Source organism: Labrenzia sp. THAF191a (genome assembly GCF_009363335.1).
GTDB lineage: Bacteria > Pseudomonadota > Alphaproteobacteria > Rhizobiales > Stappiaceae > Roseibium > Roseibium algicola.
Genome location: NZ_CP045333.1, coordinates 1,391,658 through 1,414,220, shown reverse-complemented (window position 1 = coordinate 1,414,220; position 22,563 = coordinate 1,391,658). Strand labels below are relative to the sequence as shown.

At 61.3% G+C, this 22,563-nt stretch carries 13 protein-coding genes; 7 read left to right on the top strand and 6 right to left on the bottom strand.

All coding sequences use genetic code 11. From position 1 onward, the window contains the following. Positions 1 to 26 precede the first annotated feature (26 nt). Together FIV05_RS06530 and FIV05_RS06525 are read left to right on the top strand one after the other, a co-directional pair. Complete coding sequence (locus tag FIV05_RS06530; RefSeq protein WP_152509057.1) at positions 27 to 4,838, top strand: NAD-glutamate dehydrogenase; 4,812 nt, start codon at positions 27 to 29, stop codon at positions 4,836 to 4,838. A gap of 549 nt (positions 4,839 to 5,387) precedes the next feature. Further along, positions 5,388 to 6,758, top strand: coding sequence for an MFS transporter (locus tag FIV05_RS06525; protein WP_152509056.1), 1,371 nt, complete (start codon positions 5,388 to 5,390; stop codon positions 6,756 to 6,758). 97 nt (positions 6,759 to 6,855) lie between these two features. Here the strand turns inward: FIV05_RS06525 and FIV05_RS06520 are convergent, their stop codons facing one another. The 5 genes from FIV05_RS06520 to htpX all read right to left on the bottom strand — a co-directional run bounded on the left by FIV05_RS06520 (position 6,856) and on the right by htpX (position 15,293). Continuing rightward, complete coding sequence (locus FIV05_RS06520; protein WP_152509055.1) at positions 6,856 to 8,967, bottom strand: methyl-accepting chemotaxis protein; 2,112 nt, start codon at positions 8,965 to 8,967, stop codon at positions 6,856 to 6,858. A gap of 229 nt (positions 8,968 to 9,196) precedes the next feature. After that, the gene (purH, locus tag FIV05_RS06515; protein ID WP_152509054.1) at positions 9,197 to 10,813 is read right to left on the bottom strand and encodes a bifunctional phosphoribosylaminoimidazolecarboxamide formyltransferase/IMP cyclohydrolase; all 1,617 of its coding nucleotides are present in this window, start codon (positions 10,811 to 10,813) and stop codon (positions 9,197 to 9,199) included. Between the two features lie 75 nt (positions 10,814 to 10,888). Continuing rightward, positions 10,889 to 12,646 (bottom strand): heparinase II/III family protein, encoded by a 1,758-nt coding sequence (locus FIV05_RS06510; protein WP_208984644.1) that lies wholly within the window; start codon positions 12,644 to 12,646, stop codon positions 10,889 to 10,891. 128 nt (positions 12,647 to 12,774) lie between these two features. Continuing rightward, complete coding sequence (rsmB, locus tag FIV05_RS06505; RefSeq protein WP_152509053.1) at positions 12,775 to 14,151, bottom strand: 16S rRNA (cytosine(967)-C(5))-methyltransferase RsmB; 1,377 nt, start codon at positions 14,149 to 14,151, stop codon at positions 12,775 to 12,777. A 164-nt stretch (positions 14,152 to 14,315) separates the two neighbouring features. Continuing rightward, positions 14,316 to 15,293: a zinc metalloprotease HtpX gene (htpX, locus tag FIV05_RS06500; RefSeq protein ID WP_152509052.1), complete on the bottom strand. Its 978-nt coding sequence runs from the start codon at positions 15,291 to 15,293 to the stop codon at positions 14,316 to 14,318. Between the two features lie 156 nt (positions 15,294 to 15,449). Here htpX and FIV05_RS06495 point away from each other — a divergent pair, with 156 nt between their 5' ends. Beyond that, positions 15,450 to 15,713, top strand: a complete 264-nt coding sequence (locus FIV05_RS06495; protein ID WP_209009878.1) for a DUF1674 domain-containing protein — start codon at positions 15,450 to 15,452, stop codon at positions 15,711 to 15,713. A gap of 67 nt (positions 15,714 to 15,780) precedes the next feature. Here the strand turns inward: FIV05_RS06495 and FIV05_RS06490 are convergent, their stop codons facing one another. Beyond that, positions 15,781 to 16,437: an SGNH/GDSL hydrolase family protein gene (locus FIV05_RS06490; RefSeq protein ID WP_152509051.1), complete on the bottom strand. Its 657-nt coding sequence runs from the start codon at positions 16,435 to 16,437 to the stop codon at positions 15,781 to 15,783. A 311-nt stretch (positions 16,438 to 16,748) separates the two neighbouring features. Between FIV05_RS06490 and FIV05_RS06485 the strand changes: the two genes are divergently transcribed. The 4 genes from FIV05_RS06485 to FIV05_RS06470 all read left to right on the top strand — a co-directional run bounded on the left by FIV05_RS06485 (position 16,749) and on the right by FIV05_RS06470 (position 22,439). Then, the gene (locus FIV05_RS06485) at positions 16,749 to 17,984 is read left to right on the top strand and encodes an aminotransferase class I/II-fold pyridoxal phosphate-dependent enzyme (RefSeq protein ID WP_152509050.1); all 1,236 of its coding nucleotides are present in this window, start codon (positions 16,749 to 16,751) and stop codon (positions 17,982 to 17,984) included. Continuing rightward, entirely contained in the window at positions 17,981 to 20,725 is a 2,745-nt protein-coding gene (locus FIV05_RS06480) for a DNA translocase FtsK (protein ID WP_152509049.1), read from the top strand. The genes FIV05_RS06485 and FIV05_RS06480 overlap by 4 nt, the downstream gene beginning before the upstream one ends. 84 nt (positions 20,726 to 20,809) lie before the next feature. Beyond that, entirely contained in the window at positions 20,810 to 21,457 is a 648-nt protein-coding gene (locus FIV05_RS06475) for an outer membrane lipoprotein carrier protein LolA (protein ID WP_152509048.1), read from the top strand. Between the two features lie 19 nt (positions 21,458 to 21,476). Beyond that, positions 21,477 to 22,439 carry an ATP-dependent carboxylate-amine ligase gene (locus tag FIV05_RS06470; RefSeq protein ID WP_173013786.1) on the top strand — a complete coding sequence of 321 codons (963 nt, stop codon included), beginning with the start codon at positions 21,477 to 21,479 and terminating at the stop codon, positions 22,437 to 22,439. The last annotated feature ends 124 nt before the right edge of the window (positions 22,440 to 22,563 follow it).

Genomic DNA, 22,563 nt, shown 5'->3' with positions numbered 1-22,563 from the left:
CATACGATCGCCTAAGGGGATGGAAAATGCCGGACAAACACGACGTCGAGAAACTCAAACTCATCGACGCGGTCCAAGCAACCTTGAATCAGGAAGATCCGGCTCTCGCCGAGTTTTCCCGCGCCTTTTATGACCGGGGCGCAGCGGAAGACCTCGTGGCCTACACCGCGGAAGAGCTGACCGGCTTTGCCCGGGACGCCTGGCAGGATTTCCAGAACCACGAACTCGGCACGCATCGTGTCAGCATCGCCGATCCGGCGTTCAAGGCCCAGGGCAGCAAGGTCAAGGGCGTCTCGGTGATCGAGATCGTCAACGACAACATGCCCTTCCTGGTCGATTCCGTCATGGACGAGCTGCAGGAAAGCAAGATCGAAGTGCATCTGGTTCTGCACCCGATCTTCATCGTGGAACGGGATGACAACGGCACACTGACAACCGCCACGGCTCGCAAGAAACCACCGAAGCGGACCGACCGGCAGGAAAGCCTCATCCATATCCACGTGACACGGATTGATTCGCCCGAAGCCCGCGCAGCCCTCAAGGCGCGGCTCGACAAGGTTCTGTCCGATGTCCGCTCCGTCGTGTCGGACTTCAAGCCGATGCAGGAACGCCTGGCGGAGGCCATCGACACCTACAAGACCACGCAAATCCCCGGCAGCAGCGACGAGCTGTGGGAGGCAATCCACTTCCTGGAGTGGATGGAGAACGACAACTTCATTTTCCTCGGCATGCGCGAATACATGTTCGAAGGCGGTGTCGAGGAGGGCGAGCTTTCCCCCCATGAGGGCACGGGCCTCGGCCTCTTGTCCGACCCGGATGTGCGCGTTCTCCGCCGCGGCACGGAGTTCGTGCAGATCACGCCGGAAATTCGCGAGTTCCTGAAGAAACCCGAACCGCTGATCATCGCCAAGGCCAACGTGAAGAGCACCGTGCACCGGCGCGTGCACATGGATTACGTCGGCGCCAAGCTTTATGACGACGAAGGCAACATGAACGGCGAGCTGCGCATCGTCGGCCTGTTCGCCTCGACCGCCTATACCGAACCGACCAGCACCATCCCGTTCCTGCGCCGCAAGGTTGCCAGCGTTCTGGCCCGCGCCGGCTACGGGTCTGAAAGCCATTCCGGCCGTGCCCTCCGCAACGTTCTGGAAGCTTTCCCGCGTGACGAGCTGTTCCAGATCGAACGGGAGCGCCTGTTCGACTTTTCCATCGCCATCCTGCAGCTGGACGAGCGCCCGCGCATTCGCGTGCTGTCCCGCCCGGACAAGTTCGACCGCTATGTCTCCATTCTGGTCTTCGTCCCGCGTGATCGCTATTCCACCGAAGTTCGCCTGAACGTCGGCACCTATCTGGCCTCGGTCTATGAAGGACGCGTGTCGGCCTGGTACGTTACCTATCCAGAAGGTCCGCTTGCGCGGGTTCACTACATCATCGGCCGCGATCGCGGGGAAACGCCGACGCCTCAGCAGGAAGAGCTGGAGGCCGCCGTTGCCGACATGGTGCGCACCTGGTCCGACAGTGTGCGCGATGCGCTCAAGGACGAATTCGCGCCCTCACAGGCCCGCAAGCTGGCCGATCGCTACGCGCTTTCGTTTCATGGTGGCTACAAGGAAGTCTACAACGCCCAGTCCGCGGTGTTCGACATCGTCAAGCTGGAAACCCTGTCCGACAAGAACGACACCACCATCACGTTCCACCGCCAGGCAGGCACCAGGGACAGCCGCCTGTCGCTAAAGGTCTATCACCGCGGTTCGCCGATCCCGCTTTCCGCGCGCGTGCCGCTTCTGGAAAACATGGGTTTCCGCGTGATCAACGAGCGAACCTACCGCATCACGCCGGCCGATGCCCCCATGTCCTACCTGCACGAAATGACGCTGGAATCGCGCAGCGGCGAAGACATCGTCTTTTCCGATCAGCTGCAACCCCGGCTGGAAAGCATGTTCATGGCAGTCTGGACCGGGCTGGCGGAGGACGACGGCTATAACCGCCTAGTGCTGACGGCGGAGCTTGCCTGGCGCGACGTGGCAGTGATCCGCGCGCTGTCGAGATACCTGCGCCAGGCCGGTATCCGCTTCTCCGAAGACTACATGTGGTCCACGCTCAACAACTACCCGAAGATCGCGGCCAAACTGGTGGAACTGTTCCACCTGCGCTTCAACCCGGATGTCACCGAAAAGGACAGGGACCTCGGCACGGAACGGCTGGAAAGCGAACTGACCGCCGATCTGGAGGACGTCGCCAGCCTTGACGACGACCGCATCCTGCGCCGGTTCCAGAACACGATTGAATCGATCCTGCGCACGAACTTCTACCAGCTCGACAAGAAGGGTCAGCCCAAGCCGACCTTCGCCTTCAAGATCAACAGCCGCCAGATCGACGACCTGCCCCAACCGCGTCCGTTCCGGGAAATCTTTGTCTACAGCCCCCGCGTGGAAGGCGTGCACCTGCGTTTCGGCATGGTTGCCCGTGGCGGCCTGCGCTGGTCCGACCGACCGCAGGACTTCCGTACCGAAGTGCTCGGTCTGGTGAAGGCACAGCAGGTGAAGAACGCGGTGATCGTCCCGGTCGGTGCCAAGGGCGGTTTCGTGCCCAAGAACCTGCCGCCGATGAGCGATCGCGATGCCTGGTTCAAGGAAGGCACCGAAAGCTACAAGATCTTCATCAACGCCCTTCTGGACGTGACCGACAACCTCGGTGAGGACAACATCCTGCCGCCGGAGCGCGTGCAGCGCTATGACGGTGACGACCCCTATCTGGTGGTGGCAGCCGACAAGGGCACAGCCACCTTCTCCGATACGGCCAACGGCATTTCGGAAGGAAGGCACTTCTGGCTGGGCGACGCCTTTGCCTCCGGCGGGTCCGCCGGCTACGATCACAAGAAGATGGGCATCACCGCACGCGGCGCCTGGGAAGCGGTCAAGCGGCACTTCCGCGAGATGAACCGGGATATCCAGACCCAGCCCTTCACGGCGGCCGGTGTCGGCGACATGTCCGGCGACGTCTTCGGCAACGGCATGTTGCTGTCGAAGGCAACCAGGCTGATCGCGGCCTTCGATCACCGCGACATCTTCATCGATCCGGATCCGGACCCGGCAAAGACCTGGGAAGAGCGCAAACGGATGTTCGACCTCGGTCGCTCGTCCTGGAAGGACTACAACACAGACCTGATTTCCAAGGGTGGCGGCATCTTCTCGCGCCAGCTGAAGTCCATTCCGCTTTCACCGGAAATGCAGTCCCTGCTCAACCTGAACAAGGGCAGTGCAACGCCGCAGGAAGTGATGACCGCCATCTTGAAGATGGAAGTCGACTTGCTGTGGTTCGGCGGTATCGGCACTTATATTCGCGCCAAGTCGGAAACGGACGCCGATGTGGGCGATCGCGCCAATGACCCGATCCGCATCACCGCATCGGAAATCGGCGCAAAGGTGATCGGCGAAGGTGCCAACCTCGGCCTGACCCAGCTCGCCCGTATCGAGTTCAACAAGAAGGGTGGGCGCTGCAACTCCGATGCGATCGACAATTCCGCCGGGGTGAACTCCTCGGACATGGAGGTCAACATCAAGATCGCCCTCGGCGCCGCGGTGAAATCCGGCAAGCTGACCATCGAGCAGCGCAACGAACTTCTGGCCGAAATGACCGACGAGGTCGCCGAACTCGTGTTGCGGAACAACTACCTGCAGACCCTGGCCATCTCCATGACCGAACTGCGCGGCATGGAAGACTTCGGCTACCAGGTGCGCATGATGCGCCAGCTGGAACAGGCAGGCCTTCTGGACCGGGTGGTTGAACAGCTGCCAGACGAGGCAACACTCGACGAGATGCGCAAGGCCGGGCTGCTGCTGACCCGCGCCGAACTGGGCGTGCTGCTGGCCTATGCCAAGATCACGCTTTACGACGCGCTGCTGGAAAGCTCGGTTCCGGACGACGATTATCTGGCGCGCGAACTGTTCCGCTATTTCCCGGACCAGATGGCCGACACCTACAAGGACGAGATCAGCGGCCACCGCCTGCGGCGTGAAATCATCGCCACGATGCTGGCCAACTCGATGATCAACCGGGGCGGGGCGACCTTCATCACCCGTCTGCGTGACCAGACCGACGCAACCGCGACCGAAATCGCTCAGGGCTTCGTTGCCGTGCGCAACAGCTACGACCTGACCGATCTCAACACGGAGATCGACCAGCTCGACACGAAGATCGACGGCGCTCTGCAGCTGGAGCTCTATTCGGAAATCCAGTCGCTGCTTCTGGAACGGGTCGTCTGGTTCAAGCGCAACGTGTCCTTCGACAAGGGCCTGTTTGCCGTTGTCGAGCGGTTCCGTGCCGGTATCGCCGCGCTGCGCGACCGCCTGGAAGCGGTCTTGCCGGAAGAACCCGCCGCGGTCCTGGCGGAGCGCACCGCAGCCTTCGTGGAGCAGGGTGTTCCGGAAAGCCTCGCCCGGCGGATCGCCTGGCTGCCGGCCGAGCGGGCCATTCCCGATATCGTCATCGTGTCGGAAGAAACCGGGGCTGATCTGGATACGGCTGCAAGGGCCTATTTCGAAGTTGCTCACCACTTCCAGCTCGGTGCGATGCTCGAGCTCGCCAACGATCTCGACGTCCGGGACTACTACGACGGCCTCGCACTCGACCGGGCACGGGCCATGCTGGTCTCCGCGCAGCGCGCCCTGGCCATCGCGGCGGTTCGCGCCGGCGGTTTTACAAGCTGGCTGGAGGAACACGAGGCGGAAGTGGGCCGGCGCAAACGCTCGGTTTCCGAAATCCTCGACGGCGGTCTCAGCGTGTCGAAATTCTCCGTGGCGGCAAGCCTGCTCGCGGAAATCTGCGGCACCGCGTAAGCAATCGGAAATCGCGTTATGGGGCCGGCAGTTCTGCTGCCGGCCTTGGCTTTTCAGCGGTATTGCCGTCGCCCCGGCACCGCTATGCGCGAGCGGGGAATGGAGAGCCAGCGGCACCCAAGGCAAAGCGTACCTTACCAAGATGGTCTTTGGCTCACCGATCCCGGATCTTCGCTGCGCTGCGTCCGGGATGACGCGGTTGGGGCCTTGAGGCCCTTGCACACGGACGTTTCGTTGTCCGCTTCTGGATCGCTGGAGGCCCACGGAGAGCGAGGCCCACCCTTTCGAGACAGCGCTACGCGCTTCCTCGGGATGAGGTGATATGTGTTGCCAGGCTGGTGAGAGGCCTACCTTCCCACACCCTCATCCTGAGGAGCCGCGCAAGCGGCGTCTCGAAGGATGGGCCGCATACGCCAACCGAAACTCTCTCCTGCAACTGACACCGGATATTCGCAAACACCTGTGGGCTTCAGGAGCGGGAAGCGATATGCATGAATGAGTTGGGCTCGTCCCGGTCGTGATCCCCCAGGCAGCGAGTTGCCCTTTTCCATGACAACCGTTTCAGACATCCCGTTGCAATCTACCGACAGGCGCGCCGTTCTCTCCTGGGCGCTGTTCGACTGGGCGGCACAGCCCTTTTTCACGTTGATCACCACATTCGTCTTCGCGCCTTACTTTGCCTCGACGCTGGCCGCGACCCCGGCCGAAGGCCAATCGCTTTGGGGATACGCAACTGCGGCCGCCGGACTCTGCATTGCCTTTGCAGCACCGGTACTGGGCTCGGTCGCGGACGCAACAGGCCGGCGAAAACGCTGGATCCTTCTCTTCTCGTTGCCGTTTGTCATCTGTTGCTGGGCATTCTGGTACGCCGCTCCGGGAAGCCCGAACGGCATCGCCATCGCGCTCATCGCCTTTGCCATCGGCACGCTATCCATCGAAATCGCGACTGTCTTCAACAACGCCATGATGCCTTCGCTGGTGCCGCCGGAACGCATCGGACGCCTGTCCAGCTTCGGCTGGGCGCTCGGCTACGCCAGTGGTCTGGTCACGCTGGTGATCGCCCTCGGATTTTTCGCCGCCAGCCCCGAGTCCGGCAAGACCCTGCTGGGTTTCCAGCCGGTTCTGGGTCTTGATGCGGCGACACAGGAAGGCGATCGCGCCGTCGGGCCATTCTCGGCGCTCTGGTATCTTATCTTCGTGCTGCCGATGTTCCTGTTCGTGCCAGATGTGCCGCATCAGTCGAGGATCGGCCCTGCCGTGCGCACGGGCCTTGCAAACCTGCGCATGAGCCTGGCGCAGGCACGCACCAACAAGAACATTTTCCTGTTCCTTCTCGCCAACATGATCTTCAAGGACGGTCTTGTCGCCCTCTTCGCGTTCGGCGGAATTTATGCCGCCGGCCAGCTTGGCTGGGGATCCATCGAAATCGGTACTTTCGGCATCATCCTGACCATTACCGGAACACTGGGCCTGTTGCTGGGCGGGCCAATGGATGATCGTTTCGGGGCCAAGCCGGTGATTGTCTTCTCGCTCATCGTTCTGATGATCTGTGGCCTCGGTATGATCTCCATCGACAGGACGACGGTGTTCTTTGTCATCAAGACCGCCGCTGCCCCCGAGGGTGCTCTCTTTGCATCGCTGCCTGAGCAGGTGTTCATTGCACTCGGCGGTGTCATCGGCTCGGTGTCCGGCCCGTTACAGGCCTCCTGCCGCAGTCTTCTGGTCCGCATAGCCCCGCCGCAGCACGTGACCCAGTATTTCGGCCTTCTGGCGCTTTCGGGAAAGGTCACCAGCTTCCTGGCCCCGCTTACCGTCGGCGTGGTAACCGCCCTGACTGCCAGCCAACCCGCCGGCATGTCCGTCATCCTGGTCTTTTTCGGCGTTGGCCTGCTTTTGTTGTTGCGGGTGCGGGAGCGCTAACAAACGCATTTTCCAGGAAACGTTGCGTGCGTTGCCCAAACAAAAAACGCGCCGGAAAATCCGGCGCGCTTCATGTTCAGATATTGCAAGTCTCGCGTCAGGCGACCTGACGAACGCTGGCGAGGAAACCTTCGACTTCCTGCTTGAGCCGGTCGGCTTCAGTCTGCAGGACGTTGGCGGAGGCCGAGACCTGACGGGCGGCATTGCCGGTGTCGTCGGCGGAGGCTGCCACCTTGACGATGTTCTGCGCCACTTCCTGGGTGCCGTTAGAGGCTTCCTGGATGTTGCGGGCGATCTCGTCGGTGGCAAGGCCCTGCTGTTCGACCGAAGCCTGGATGGACGAGGAGATCTCGTTCATCTTTTCGATGGTTTCGGAAATGCCCTTGATGGCATCGACCGAACCGGCGGTTTCCGTCTGCACCGACTGGATCTGCAGGGAGATTTCCTCGGTCGCCTTGGCGGTCTGGTTGGCCAGCTCCTTCACCTCGGCGGCAACAACGGCAAAGCCCTTGCCCGCTTCGCCGGCACGTGCCGCCTCGATGGTGGCGTTCAGCGCCAGCAGGTTGGTCTGTTCGGCAATGTCGGTGATCAGCTTGACCACTTCGCTGATCCGGTTGGCTGCTTCCGCGAGCCCCTCGATCTTGCGGTTTGTCGACTGGGCCTGTTCCACGGCGTGGGAGGCAATCTCGGTGGACTGGGTCATCTGGCGGGAAATTTCACCGACCGATGCCATCAGTTCCTCAGCCGCGGACGCAACCGTTTCCACGTTCGACGACGCTTCCTCGGAAGCGGCAGCCACTGCCGTGCTCTTCTCGCTGGTGTCGTCGGCTCCCGCCGTCAACGTCATCGACGCCGCGTTGAGGTCCTGCACCTGGTGCATCACCGTCTGGGTCAGCTCTGAGATCTGGCGGTCGAAATCCTGCGACAACTCGCTGATCCGGCCTGCGCGCGCCAGCTGCTGACGCTGCGCTTCTTCCTGCTCGGCGGCCAGTTCCTCGGCCTGCCGGGCCTTGTCGCGGAAGACTTCCAGCGCCTTGCTGATCTCGCCAATTTCGTCCTGGCGGTCGGTATCATGGATCGGCTCGTCGTAACGGCGATCGATGAGCGCCTGGATGCTGCGCACGGCGCGCTCCAGCGGACGGCGGACAATCGTGTTACCGACAAGATAGATGGAAAGTGCCACGACGATGAGCAACACGACGCCGACGCCGACAATCATGGTCGTGATCGAAGACGACGCCGCATTGAGGGTTGCCAGCGGCACGTTGACCACCACGGCAAGCTTGGCATCGGTACCGGTCACATGCACCGGCATGACGATGCGGTGCACTTCCGTGCCGAGCGTGTTGGAATATCCGTCATAGGCAAAAGGCTCACCGTTCTTGACCGCCGCCAGAAGTTTGTCCTGTACGGCAAGGTCGGCTTCCGACTGCCCTTCCATCCATGGCTTGCCAAGAACGGCCGGGTCGGCGTGGGCAATCCAGACACCGTTCTGCGACAGGAGGTGAACCGATCCCGTGTCCAACGGCCGTTGCTGGCCAAGCACTTCGGACAGCGGGGTCAGAAGGATGTCGCCACCGGCAGCACCAATCACCTTGGACCCGTCTCGGATCGGCGAAGAGAACGACACACCGGTCACGGTCTTGCCATCGGCTTCCCAGCTGTAGGGTTCCGTCATGTAGTCCTTGCCGGACACATAGGCACCATTGAACCAGAGGTCGCTGGTTGCACTCAGATCACCGATGGCGATTTTCTCGATGGGCCGGTAGGCCAGCGTTCCATCCGCCTTGCGGAAGTAATAAGGCTGCCATTCGCCGTCTTCGGCCCATTTCTCGTCGCCCTTGAACTCGGCATCCTTGCCGTCAAGCTCGTCTCCTGCAACCACGCCCCAGGTGCCCGAAAGGTCCTTGTTGGTCAGCGTCAGGTTTTCAACGACGGCGTTCCAGGCTTCACGGTCGACAGATCCGGCCTTCTTCATGCCGCCGAGGGAACTTGCCAGCGTCTGTGCGGATTTCAGGCCGTTTTCCAGGCCTCGCTGGACGAATTGCGCCTGCTCGCGTGCCACTGTCTCGGCTTCGGACCGTGCAAGATCTCCCGTAATGCGGGACGCTTCCCATCCGATAAAACTGATGCCGACCACAAGGGCAACCGTCAGGGTCGCCGCACTGGCCCCAATGAGCTTTGTTGTGACCTTCGCTCTTCTAAACACCGGCAATCTCCGCGAATCGCAAGAAAACGGCAGGCGAATACCTGCCACAGCTTGCTGCAGACTACCCGTTGGGCGTTAACAAGGTCTTCAATGGGAGGGTTTTTCTTAATGACCCCTGTCATTTTTGACAGTAATTTTGGATCGTTAGCTTGCTAATGTTTTACAAGCTCAGATGAAGTGCCGGTTCGAATGAAAACCGGCACTTCAATTCATCGGCGAATACCCGAAATCAGTGCCGGAAATGACGCATGCCGGTCATGACCATGGCAAGGCCTGCTTCGTCGGCTGCCGCAATCACGTCGTCATCGCGCATGGATCCACCCGGCTGGATAACGGCGGTTGCTCCGGCTTCAGCGGCCGACAGAAGACCGTCGGCAAACGGGAAGAACGCATCGGAGGCGACCACGCATCCCTTCGTCAGCGGTTCGGAAAGACCAGCGGCCTCGGTCGCGTCCAGGGCCTTGCGGGCAGCGATGCGTGCGGAATCCACCCGGCTCATCTGACCGGCCCCGACACCAACGGTGGCGCCGTCCTTGGCATAGACGATGGCGTTGGACTTCACATGTTTGGCGACCCGGAAGGCGAATTTCAGATCGGCCAGTTCCTGCTTGCTCGGCGCGCGCTTGGTAACGACCTTGAGGTCAAGGTCATCGACCACACCGTTGTCGCGTGACTGGACCAGGAGGCCGCCGGCAACGGACTTGACGAAGAGACCCTTGGCGCGTGCATCGGCGAGGCCGCCGGTGACCAGAAGGCGCAGGTTCTTCTTCGCCGCGATGATTTCGCGTGCCGCGTCGTCCGCATCCGGCGCGATGATCACTTCCGTGAAGATCTTGACGATTTCCTCGGCCGCAGCGGCATCCAGCGTCTGGTTCAGGGCGACGATGCCGCCGAAAGCCGAGACCGGATCGCAGCGCAGGGCCAGCTCGTAGGCTTCCTTCAGGCTTGCGCCTTCGGCCACACCGCACGGGTTTGCGTGCTTGATGATGGCAACAGCACTGGTGCGGGCCGGATCGAACTCGCTCACCAGCTCAAACGCGGCATCGGTGTCGTTGATGTTGTTGTAGGAGAGGGTCTTGCCCTGAAGCTGCCTGGCCGTGGCAACACCCGGGCGCTGCTCACCGGTGGTGTAGAAACCTGCCGTCTGATGCGGGTTTTCGCCATAGCGCATGACTTCGGCAAGCGAACCGCCAACCGCACGGTGGGCGGGCGTTGCTTCGTCCAGCTGATCCGCCATCCAGTTGGAGACGGCGGCATCATAGGCAGCCGTGCGGGCAAAGGCCTTTTGCGCCAGTTTCTTGCGCAGGGCCAGCGGGGCCTTGCCGCCGTTGGCATCAAGCTCGGAAATCACTGCATCGTAGTCGGCCGGGTCGGTGACCACGGTAACATAGGCATGGTTCTTGGCGGCCGCACGGGTCATTGCCGGTCCACCAATGTCGATGTTCTCGATGCCGGTGGCGTAGTCGGCACCGGAGGCGACAACGTCCTCGAACGGATAGAGATTGCCGCAGAAGAGATCGATGCCGACGATGTCATGCTCGCTCATCGCCTTCTGGTGGTCGGCATCATCACGGATCGACAGCAGACCGCCGTGCACCTTCGGATGCAGCGTCTTCACGCGGCCATCCATGATTTCCGGAAAGCCCGTGACTTCCGAAATGTCCAGAACCTTAAGCCCGGCTTCCTTCAGCGCCTTGTAGGAACCGCCGGTGGAGACCAGCTCGACACCGCGCTCGGACAGCGCTTTTGCAAAGTCGACAAGACCGGTCTTGTCGAAGACGGACAGAAGGGCGCGCTTGACGGGAACCAGCTCGGGAACGGGTACGGCTTTGGACACAATGGCCATGAATTTGCCTCGCAATTGGGGACGGTCCGGGAGTTGCCGTCGCCCTATCACGTCTTCAGCAAAAGCGGAAGGTCTCTATTCTTCCAGCGGGAGTTCGTCCGGCTCGTCAAAATCGCTGGTGCCGCGCCGGCTGAGTTTGGCCGTCGCCGTTTTGCGGAACTGCCACCCCACGGAGGGGGCCTCAAGCACGGCACCGGAGATCACGATCTGCTCGGTCTTGCGGTGGCCGTAGACATCCGAAAGATAGATGCTTTCTTCCAGCATGACCTCGGTCCCGGGCGCTTCGAATTCCCAGGCTTCGCCGTCCCGGCACACCAGGAGCACCGCTGATCCGCCGCGGATGAGCGAGCTGCGCAGGCCCGGATGCAGGTGAAAGCGGATTGCGTAGCGGTTTTCGCTGTCCACAGGACCGATTGCCGAAAACGTGTCGATGCCGTCCAGCACCGTGCCGTCGCCTGCAAGGCGAATGTCACGCTCATGCAGGACATGGAACTCGCTGGCATAACCGTCATGGGAGGCCGTGATCCGGCTGCCGGCCGCATCGTCTTCCCGCTCCACCGGCACCCTGACCGGACCGGACAGGATGGGTGCGCCCAGAATATGCCCGAACGGCCGGTTCGACAGGAACCGGCAGGAGGACGTATCCTCGATCACCGCCGTGGAATGGGCAGGCGTCGAGCGGCTGACCCGGCGCCAGGCCGGATTGGACTTGGGCGAGACGCCGCAATTGACGACGATCCGGTTGTTGCCGGAGGAGAATTCGAACGAAAGACAGCCTGCATGAGCGTCGCCGGAAACGCCGATGGCCGGGGCAGGGCCGGTGTCGATCAGGACAACGGAATTGCCACCGGTTAAGCGCTGATAGCCCGAATGCGGCGCATTCTGCGGTGGGGCGCCCCGTGCATCGTCATAGGCAAGGATGGTGGCGACAAGGTCGCTCGGCGTCGAGCCCATGCCGTTGAAATGGGCGAGGGCCCCGTCGCCATGACGGAAGAAGCGCAGCAGTGGCATCATCCGGTCCACCGACTGCACCATCGCCGGCGGAACCTCCAGCCCTTGCGCTACGAAGGCCTGGCGAACCGGCAGCAGGTCCGCGAGAATGTCGATCAGCGCTTTCGGATTGCGCGAGATATGGCCGCCATCGGGCAGGATCTGGCGTGTCAGCTCCTGATCGAGACGCCGGATGCTCTGGCGTGCAAAGCGGCCCTGTCCGGCCATGGAGATACAGGCGGATGCCATGGCAAGGGCTGCATGCAGGCGCTCGACGCCGTCTTCCGTTTCGTTGATGGTCTGGCGCAGGTAACGCACCTGGCGGGCCAGCGACCGCACGAAACTGCGATAAAACTCGTGATCGCCGTCCTGAAGAATGAAGGGCGAATGCGCCAGCCAGGACAGAATGCGGCGGGTCACGACCGACGCTTCCCAGCCGATGTCGTGCCAACGACCGCAGAACTTGATCCAGTCCTCCACCAGCGCCCGGGCATTTTGCCGGGAAATCTGGCTGTCGGCGGCGCGGAGGTCCCGCATCCAGCCGAAGCTGTGAAGCTCACGCTGCCAGTCTTCGTGAACGGCCTGAAGCTCGAACGGAGATCTGCCTTGCGTCTCCACCAGATGGCCGGAGAACAGGAAGCGGCCGCCATAAATATCGGCAGCATTGGTCGCGTCGGCAGTGCGCAGATCCTGCGGCGCGATGAGCAGGCGCGCAGGCACAGCCGAAAACGGCTGCATGCGGAACAGCGGCCCGCCATGCATCCATTTCAAGGAGCGTTGCCAAATATGCAGGGCCACAAGCCGCCAGATGCGGCTTCTTTCACTCAGGCTTGCAGTATTCACCAAACCATCTCCAAAACTGATGGTTTCTGCGCGTTTATGGGGAATCTCCGGTGTCTAATTCAGGAAACGAACCATTAAGGTTAGCATTTCATTTAAAGAATCATTGCAAGTGAACAGTTTATTCTGCGTTAAAACCGGCGGAACCTTGCGGCAAAAAAGCCGTCCATGCCCTTGCTCACCGGATCCAAGGTGGCGCTATGGCAGGGCAGACAGCGAAGATAGCCTTCATTTGTGACACATTCGGAAAGGCCGCCCACCTCTGAGGCCTCGACCGGAACCAGTTCGATTTTTCCGGCCTGCCGCTCCAGAAAACCGGCCACCTGAGCTTCGCCTTCCGCCGCTTCCAGCGAACAGGTACAATAGACAACCAGCCCACCCGGCTTGACCCAGCCCATCACCCTGTCCAACAATTCGCTCTGGATTTCCGTCAGCTTTTCAATGTCGTAAGGCTTCTTGATCCAGGGCACATCGGGGTGCCGGCGGATCGTGCCTGTCGCGCTGCAGGGCGCATCGAGCAGGATCGCATCAAAGAGATCCTCCGGCTCAAAGGCCCGCAAATCCGCCGCAACCGTTTCAACACTCAGGCCGAGCCGCGTCATGTTTTCTTCAAGACGTTTCAGGCGCGCCTTTGAAATATCGACCGCGGTTACGCTGGCACCCGCGGCCGCCAACTGCGCGGTCTTGCCGCCCGGTGCAGCGCAAAGATCGGCAACACGCAGATCCTTCACGTCACCAAGAAGCCGGGCGGGAAGTGCCGCAGCGGCGTCCTGCACCCACCACTGACCGTCGCCATAGCCTTCAAGTGCATCGACAGCGCCCTTGCGCACGAGGCGGATGCTGCCCGCACCCACAATCTGGCCGTCCAGTTTCCGGGCCCACTCTTCCGGATCCGCTTTCACCGACAGATCCAGCGCCGCTTCGCTTTCGTGAGCCCGCGCGATCTCGCGCGCTGTCTCCACTCCATAGGCTGCCTGCCAGCTTTCCATCAGCCAGTCCGGTGTGTTCAGCACCGCCGGATCGAGATCACCGGTCACTTCGTCCCGCTCGCGCCCGAGCCGGCGCAACACACCGTTGACCAGGCCCTTGTAAGGACGAGCCCGGCGGTCGAGACCGGCATGATCAACAGCAAGAGAGACGGCAGCACGGTCCGGAATATCGAGAAACAGCATCTGGGCAATGGCCACATGCAGGATATCCAGGATCCGGCCTGTCTTTTCAGGGATCGGCCGATCAAGCAACCGATCCAGGATTTCAGCGATTTCACCCCGATGGCGCAAGGCCGCACCGATGATTGCGCGAACCAGCGAACGATCATTGCCGGCCAGCGCGCGAAATCCGGAGTGGCCGGACGTGATATCCAGCTCGCCATCGAGAGGCCGTTTCTTGTGAACGACGTTGCCAAGAATATCGGCAGCCACCTTGCGTGCGGCAAACCCCGGCTTTTCGGCCTGTTCGGGTGCCGGTTTGCCTGAAGGCTTCTGTTTGTTGTTCGGCCGTTTGGTCAAGGCTCAATCCATTCACGCGCCCGGCCCTGCTGTTACGGCCGGTATCAAAATCAAGCGCCGCAGACCGGTCTGCCGGTCGCGGCGCATCTGGTCATACTAAAGCCGGGTGGTCATCCGGCAAAGTTGTTTTTGTCAAAGAAGCTGACGTTCCGGGGGACTGTGGCCTATCCCCACGGCCCTTTTGGACGGCGCGGCGCGGAGGACGGCCCCGTCGGACCGGCGCCGCTCCACGGGCCGGCCTGCTGTGGAGCCTGGCGGGTAAACGACATGGGACCGCTTCTGCCGCCCCTGCCACCGGTGCCCAGACCTGCATCCGACAGCTTGCGCAGTTCGTCGATCCGGTTCTGGGTGTTCGGGTGGGTGGAGAACAGATTGTCCATCCGCTCGCCTGACAGCGGGTTCATGATGAACATATGCGCGGTTGCCGGGTTCGCTTCCGCGTCCGGGTTATGGATGTGCTCCACCCCGCGCGAGATCTTCGCAAGTGCTGAAGCCAGCCACATGGGTTCGCCGCAGATCTGTGCGCCCATCCGGTCGGCCGCATATTCGCGCGTCCGGGAGATCGCCATCTGCACGACCATTGCCGCCAGCGGCGCCACGACCATCATCAGGATAACCCCGACGATGCCCAGCGGATTGTTGCGGTTGCCGCCGAAGAAGAAGGCAAAGTTGGCCAGCATGGAAATCGCACCGGCGATTGTCGCCGTGATTGTCATGATCAGCGTGTCGTGGTTCTTCACATGGGCCAGCTCATGGGCCATCACACCGGCAATCTCCTCGGGCGTCAGCATGTCGAGCAGGCCCGTGGTTGCTGTAACGGCAGCGTTTTGCGGGTTACGGCCGGTCGCAAAGGCATTCGGCTGCGGATTGTCGATGATGTAGACCTTGGGCATGGGCAGCTCGGCATTCTGTGCCAGCTGCCGTATCATCCGGTAGAAGTCCGGCGCTTCGCGCTCTCCCACCTCCCTGGCATGATGCATGCGCAGGACCATCTTGTCCGCGTTCCAGTAACTGAACAGGTTCATGGCAGCCGCAATGAGCAGTGCGATCAGCATGCCCGACTGACCGCCGATCATGAAACCGATCCCCATGAACAAGGCGGTCATCCCCGCCAGAAGCATTGCCGTGCGAATGTAGTTCATCGCCGCTTGTTTCCGTTTCTGTCCTGTTTTCGACTGCTTGCAAGAAGGCGCTTAATGGCCTTTGTATCCGTCCAACAGATGGGGAGTGCTGCCATTCTTGGCAAGATTACCCTATATACGCCAGACAAGACTGCAAACTGAACGACCCGAAGAGCCATGACAGAAACACCGGACAACCCGACGAACCGCTACAGCCAGAACGAGGCTCCCTCCCTGAAGACCAATGTCGAGGAAGCGCCGAAGCGGAAATTCGAGGACCTGCCACCTGCAGCCCAGCGCGCCCTCAAGGAAGCCGAAGAACGGCGCAAGGAAATCGACGCAAGACAGCAGAACATGGCCGAAGAGATCAACGGACGCGGCGGCCTGGAGCCCACCCGCTACGACGATTGGGAGATCAAGGGACTGACCTCGGATTTCTGAGGGAATAGTCAGCCGCTCCGCCTGTCGGAGACACCTCTAACGGCGGCAGGCAATCCAGTCTGCCAATTCAGTTTGCCAGCTTGCGCACTTCCGCTGCCACTGCCCTGGCGAGATCGGCCTGTGGCTCCGCATCGAAATGGACGGCGTCAATCGGGCTGGCGGAAATCACCTTTCCTGTATCGAAGAAAGCTGCACCATATTCAGCAGCTTTCTCCCGGTAGCAGGCGGCCAGGCGATGGGATTCCGTGACGCTCTGTTCGCTGAACTGTGCCACGAAGGGTGTGCCTGCCAGCGGTGCCAGCGGCGGCGGTGACATCAGCAGCACCTTTGGCGCCCGGCCTTCGACATCGTCGGTTGGCCTGCGGGCAAAATCCAGGAGGCGCCCCATGGCAATCGCAATTGTTTCAGCGTTCATGCCGAAACGGGCCTGAAGGTCGTTGGTACCGAGCATGATGATCAGAATGTCGATCGGCATATGCGTCTTGCGAACGGTCGTCAGATGCGCAAGACCGTTCTTGTCGCCCTTGACCGGATCCTCGAACACGGTTGTTCGGCCGTTGACGCCTTCTTCGGCCACGTAAAACCCGTCACCCAGTTCTTTCTGCAGAAGCCGGGTCCAGCGGATGTCGTGGCCGTACCTGGATTTGTCGACCGGATTGAATCCCCAGGTGAGAGAATCGCCGAAGCAAACGACGCTTATCGGATTTTTTGTTGTTTTCGACATCGTAGAACCTGTCCAGGTAGGCGCACTTTGAAAAAGGTCAGGCATATTTCATTTCTGCAGACCGCGCCGATGCCTTCAATTTCTACAGAGTCTTCGTTGACGATCAAGGACTTCCGGGCAATTCCCGCCAACCTAGGTCGGTGGGGTGAAATTGTCCCTATGGACGGGTCGGACGCCCGGGCAGGCAGTGCGGGAAAATCCGCAACCATTTGCAGCATTTCCTGTGCCCTGCCCCGCTTGGTTAATAAGGGATTTACCACACCGGCTATAGGGTCTGAGCAAAGTTATGCGTAACGAGTGCCGGATCATTCATGCTTGCCAGCAAAAAAGCCTACCAGCGCGGTGTGTCCCTGCCGAGCTCCAATCCGTTTCAACGCCTTGCCGAACTGCTGAGCGGCGAGGCGCCGGGGCTCGACCCGATTGTCATGACGATTGGCGAACCGCAACACGCCATTCCTGATTTTACCGCGGAAGTTCTGGCCGAAAATATGGCCGGTTTCCGCCGTTATCCGCCGATCGACGGCTCGCCTGAATTCCGTTCGGCGATCGCATCCTGGCTGGATCGCCGATACAATCTGGGTGGGCTGATCGACGCCGACCATGGTGTGCTGCCTCTGAACGGCTCCCGCGAAGGGCTTTCTTTCGGCGCCATTGCCGCCCGCGATCAGCTGAACAAGGGTCTGGACCACCCTGTGGTGATTCTGCCCAACCCGTTCTACCAGACCTATGCTGCCGCAGCGCATGTCGCCGATGCGGAGGCCGTGCTGCTCGACGCGGTTGCGGGAAACAATTTTCTGCCGGATCTCGACAGTCTCGATGCGGAGCTGCTGGAAAGGACCGTCGCCTTTTATGTCGCCTCGCCCACAAATCCGGAAGGGTTTGTGGCCGATACCGCCTACTGGCAGCGCCTGATCGGTCTCGCCCGCAAGCATCGCTTCTATATCTTTGCAGACGAATGCTATTCGGAAATCTATCGCGAGACGCCGCCAATCGGCATTCTGGAAGCGGCCAGGGATCTGAATGAAGAGCAGGGCGGCGGCTTTGCCAACATCATCGTCCTCAATTCGCTGTCCAAACGCTCCAACCTGGCGGGCCTGCGCTGCGGTTTTGCGGCAGGCGATCCAGAGTTCCTGAAAAAATGGGCGAAGTTCAGAGGCCTTGCCGCACCGCAGGTGCCGCTGCCGGCACAGGCAGTTGCCGTCCGGGCCTATCAGGACGAATCCCACGTCATTGAAAACCGCAGGCTCTACAACGAAAAATTCGAAGCTGCCGAAAAACACCTCGGCCCGATCCTTGGTCCGGTTACGCCTGACGCAGGGTTCTTCCTGTGGCTGGATATCAGCCGCTGGGGCGACGCCGTTGCGGTCACGAAGGCACTCTGGACTGAAATCGGGCTCAAGGTGCTGCCGGGCAGCTACCTTGCCTCGGACCAGTCGGACGGCAGCAATCCGGGGCGGAGCTATATTCGCATCAGCCTGACGGCTCCTCTTGAGCAGACAGAGATCGCTCTGGAGCGTCTGGCAAAATGGTTGGGGGACAAGGCATGAGGCGGGCCAGCGCAGTTCGCGGCAACGGCCGCAGATCTTCGGTTGACCTACTGGACACCGAGAGCCCGCTGAAGCGGTTCATCCGGCGCAATCTTGTCGGGGCCGCGGGCCTCGGTATCATTGCGCTGGCGGCAATGCTCGCGGCAAGCCTGGCCACCTGGTCCGTCAGCGACCCGAGCTTCAATCATGCCACCGGCGGCCAGGTGCGCAACGCCCTGGGAACACCGGGCGCTGTGCTTGCAGACATTCTGATGCAGACCATCGGCCTGGCGACGGCCGTGTTCCTGATTCCTCTGGTTCTGTGGGGCTGGCGGCTTCTGACCGGCCACGCGCTTGGCATCGGCCGCAAGCGCCTGGTCTACTGGCTGATCGGCACGAGCCTTGCCGCAGGTGCCCTGGCGTCGCTGCCGGTTCCCGAGAGCTGGCCGCTGCCGACCGGTCTCGGCGGCTTTTTCGGCGACACCGTTCACCATTTGCCCGCGCTCGTTACCGACAACATGACAAGCGGCGCCGCCACGATCGTCGGCATGCTTGGTCTTGGCGTACCGGCTATCCTATGCCTGCTGGCAGCTGCCGGTTGGCTGGGCAGCGTCGGCGCTCCGTCCGAACGGATTGAGCCCGTGGCCGGCCCTGTCGGCCATGGCAAGGTCGCCGAGCATGAACTCGACTTTGACGACGACGATGGCGAGTCCCGCATCGGTATCTTCATGAGTGCCTTCGTCGGCCAGATGGAGCATTTCGGTCTTCAGGCTGCCGCACAGGTGCGCCGGTTGACCGGCCTGAAGCGCAGCCATGCCCAGGATGAAGAAGAATACTGGGACGAGGATGAGGACGACACCGACTACGAACCGGAAGACACCCGCCAGGGCAGCCGCCTGAAGGCATTCCGCAAGGCCCTTGCCGGTCGACTGATGCCGCAAGATGACGACGGCCTGGACGACTTCTACCAGCGTGGCCGTCACGCGGACGACGGTGACGAACCTTATGCGGAAGAATACTACGACGAGGAAGGCGACACCTTCGAGCCGGACGATCTGATGATCGACAAGGGCCCCGTCAACGGTCGTCCTGCGGTCCCGGTCGGCATTGCCGCGCCGGAGACTCAGCAGGCGCCTGCGCAACCGGCAACGAACGGCCGCGTCATTCCGCAGGCACCGCGTCCGAAGCAGAGCAAACGTGCGATCGAGGAAGCCCAGCCATCCTTCCTCGGAGCCCCGGAAGAGTACGAATTGCCTCCGCTGCGGCTGCTGGCCGAGCCGAAGGTGGCCGGCAAGGTGCCGGGTCTGTCCGCCGATGCGCTGGAACAGAACGCCCGCATCCTGGAAGGCGTGCTTGAGGATTTCGGCGTTCGCGGCGAAATCATCGAGGTTCGTCCCGGTCCGGTCGTGACCCTGTACGAACTGGAACCGGCACCTGGTATCAAGTCCTCGCGTGTCATCGGTCTTGCGGACGATATCGCCCGCTCCATGAGCGCGATTTCCGCCCGTGTGGCGGTGATCCCGGGCAAGAACGCCATCGGTATCGAACTGCCGAATGCCCGCCGTGAGACGGTTTACCTGCGTGAACTGCTGGCCGCCCAGGACTTCGAAAAGTCCAAGGCCAAGCTGGCACTTGCCCTGGGCAAGACCATCAATGGCGAAAGCGTTGTCGCGGATCTGGCCCGCATGCCTCACCTGCTTGTGGCCGGTACCACCGGCTCGGGCAAGTCGGTCTCGATCAACACCATGATCCTGTCGCTGCTCTACCGACTGACGCCCGAGCAGTGCAAGATGATCATGATCGACCCCAAGATGCTGGAACTGTCGATCTACGACGGCATTCCACATCTGCTGACACCGGTCGTGACCGATCCGAAGAAAGCCGTCGTCGCCTTGAAGTGGACCGTCCGCGAGATGGAAGACCGCTACAAGAAGATGTCCAAGATGGGTGTCCGCAACATCGACGGCTACAACACCCGCATCAAGCAGGCGCTGGAAAAGAACGAGTCTTTCACCCGCACCGTTCAGACCGGCTTCGACCGCGACACCGGCCAGCCGATCTACGAAGAAGAGCAGCTGCCGCTCGAGGCGATGCCGTATATCGTCGTCATCGTCGACGAGATGGCCGACCTGATGATGGTGGCCGGCAAGGACATCGAAGGTGCTATCCAACGGCTGGCACAGATGGCCCGTGCCGCCGGCATTCACCTGATCATGGCCACGCAGCGGCCGTCGGTGGATGTCATTACCGGCACCATCAAGGCCAACTTCCCGACCCGTATCTCCTTCCAGGTGACGTCGAAGATCGACAGCCGCACCATTCTGGGTGAAATGGGCGCCGAACAGCTTCTGGGCATGGGCGACATGCTCTACATGGCCGGCGGCGGGCGCATCCAGCGTGTGCACGGGCCGTTCGTTTCCGACGACGAGGTCGAGGATATCGTCAAGCACCTTAAGGTTCAGGGAACGCCGCAATATCTGGAAGCCGTGACCGAGGAAGATGACGAGGCCGAAAGCCCCTACGACGGTGGCGGCGGACTTGCCGGCGGCGACGAGGGCAACGATCTGTACGACAAGGCGGTTGCCATCGTGCTGCGCGACAAGAAGGCGTCGACCTCCTATGTGCAGCGGCGCCTTTCGATCGGCTACAACCGTGCTGCTTCGCTGATTGAGCGGATGGAAAACGAAGGCCTGATCAGCGCCGCCAACCATGCCGGAAAACGCGAAATTCTCGTGCAGAACGGCGTGGAAGAAGATTTTTGATGGTAAACTGCCAAAGCTTTGCCACACACGCTCCCTAGCTAGGGGGAAACGTGTCACACAGAGAACGATTTAGGACATTGCATCATGCTGAAACGCTTCGCTTCCCGCCTGATCAAACCTATGCTGGCAGCTGGCATTGCTGCGGCTCTGTCCCTGTCGGCACTGCTGCCCGCCGCGGCGCTGACCGAGCAGGAACAAAATGCCCTCAGGGATCTCAACTCCTATTTCAACTCGGTGAAGACCATGCATGGCGACTTCATCCAGTTCGGTCCTGACGGAAACCAGTCCGACGGCAAGTTCTACATGGCCCGCCCGGGCAAGGTGCGCTTCTACTACAACAAGCCTTCCGTGCTCGACATTGTGGCCGACGGCAAGTCGGTGTCCGTGCGCGACCGCAAGCTGAACACCCAGGACATCTGGCCTCTTGGCCAGACGCCGCTGCGCTTCCTGCTGTCAGACGACATCGACCTGCAGAAGGACACCAACGTCACCAACGTTCTGGTGGAAGAAGACCTGATCACCGTCACGATCCTGGACAAGACCAAGTTCAACTCCGGTACGCTGACGCTGATCTTCGATGCCAAGGACTACGCATTGAAGCAGTGGACCGTTACCGACCAGCAGGGCTACGACACCTCCGTTGCGGTCTATAACGTTGTGTCCAATGGCCCGACCAATCCGGAACTTTTCAAGATCGATTATCTGGCCAACGCCCGCCAGAAAAACAACTGACAGCCCGGCTGGCCCCAGCATGACGGAAACGGCCGGCCGGCGCGCACTCGTCTTTGACCTGCTTGAAGTCTATTGCGCCCGCAAAGGCTACCGCCTGACGGCGGGCGACGGCCATGGCCATGCCGGTATGGTCGAAAGCCCGTCCGGCAAGCGCTGGTTCTTCAAGGGCACAAGGTTCGACCTCAACACGCTCGGTGCAGCGGAAATCGCTACCGACAAGGCCTATGCCGCGGCCTTTCTGAAGGCCGCAGGCCTGACAGTGCCGGACGGACATCTGGTGTTCGCACACGACATCCGCATGGGCCGAACTGCGCCGCAAGACCTTCTGGATTTTGTCGGGAACCAGGGGTTCCCGCTTTACGTCAAACCGAACTGTGGTCGGGAAGGGCGGGACGTAGTGCGGATCGACACAAGTCACACCCTTCAAACGGCCCTGCACACCCTCGCCAAGAGCAACGACCAGCTGCTGGTGCAACCGGAAATCCGCGGACAGGAACTGAGAATTATCGTTCTGGACGACGATGTGCTGTGCGCCATCGAACGCCATCCGCCTCAGATCATGGGCGACGGTCATCGCAGCATTGCCGAGATCATCGGCGCCGATCCGCGCTTCGACGCTGCCGACCCCCGCCTCGTCCTCGAACTGCAGCAACAAGGGCTGATGCTGGAAACGATTCCCGCGTCAGGCCAGACGGTCACGCTTCTGCCCGTGGTCAATCTGTCCGCAGGCGGCACGGCCAGAATTGTCACCGGCTCGCTCGCCCCGGACCTTGCCACCCTTGCCCGTGAGGCCGCACAGGCCCTGTCTCTGCGTTATGCCGCCGTTGACCTGATCTTGCCGACTGCAGCCAACGCAGATGCCGTTGTCCTGGAGGTCAACGCCGCGCCAGGTCTCGGCAACCTTGCCCGGCAGGGGTCTGAAGAGACCGAAGCGGTGAAGCGTATCTACGAGCGTGTGTTCGAAGCGACATTCGCCGAATAGATCCCGCTGACCCCGGGAGCCATACCCGTTTAAGCGCTTGGGAAGGCTGCACCAAAGCAGGCTGCCGACAAAACTTGACCTTGGCGGGTGGGTTTTCAGATCCTACATGGAGCTCCAACGGAGA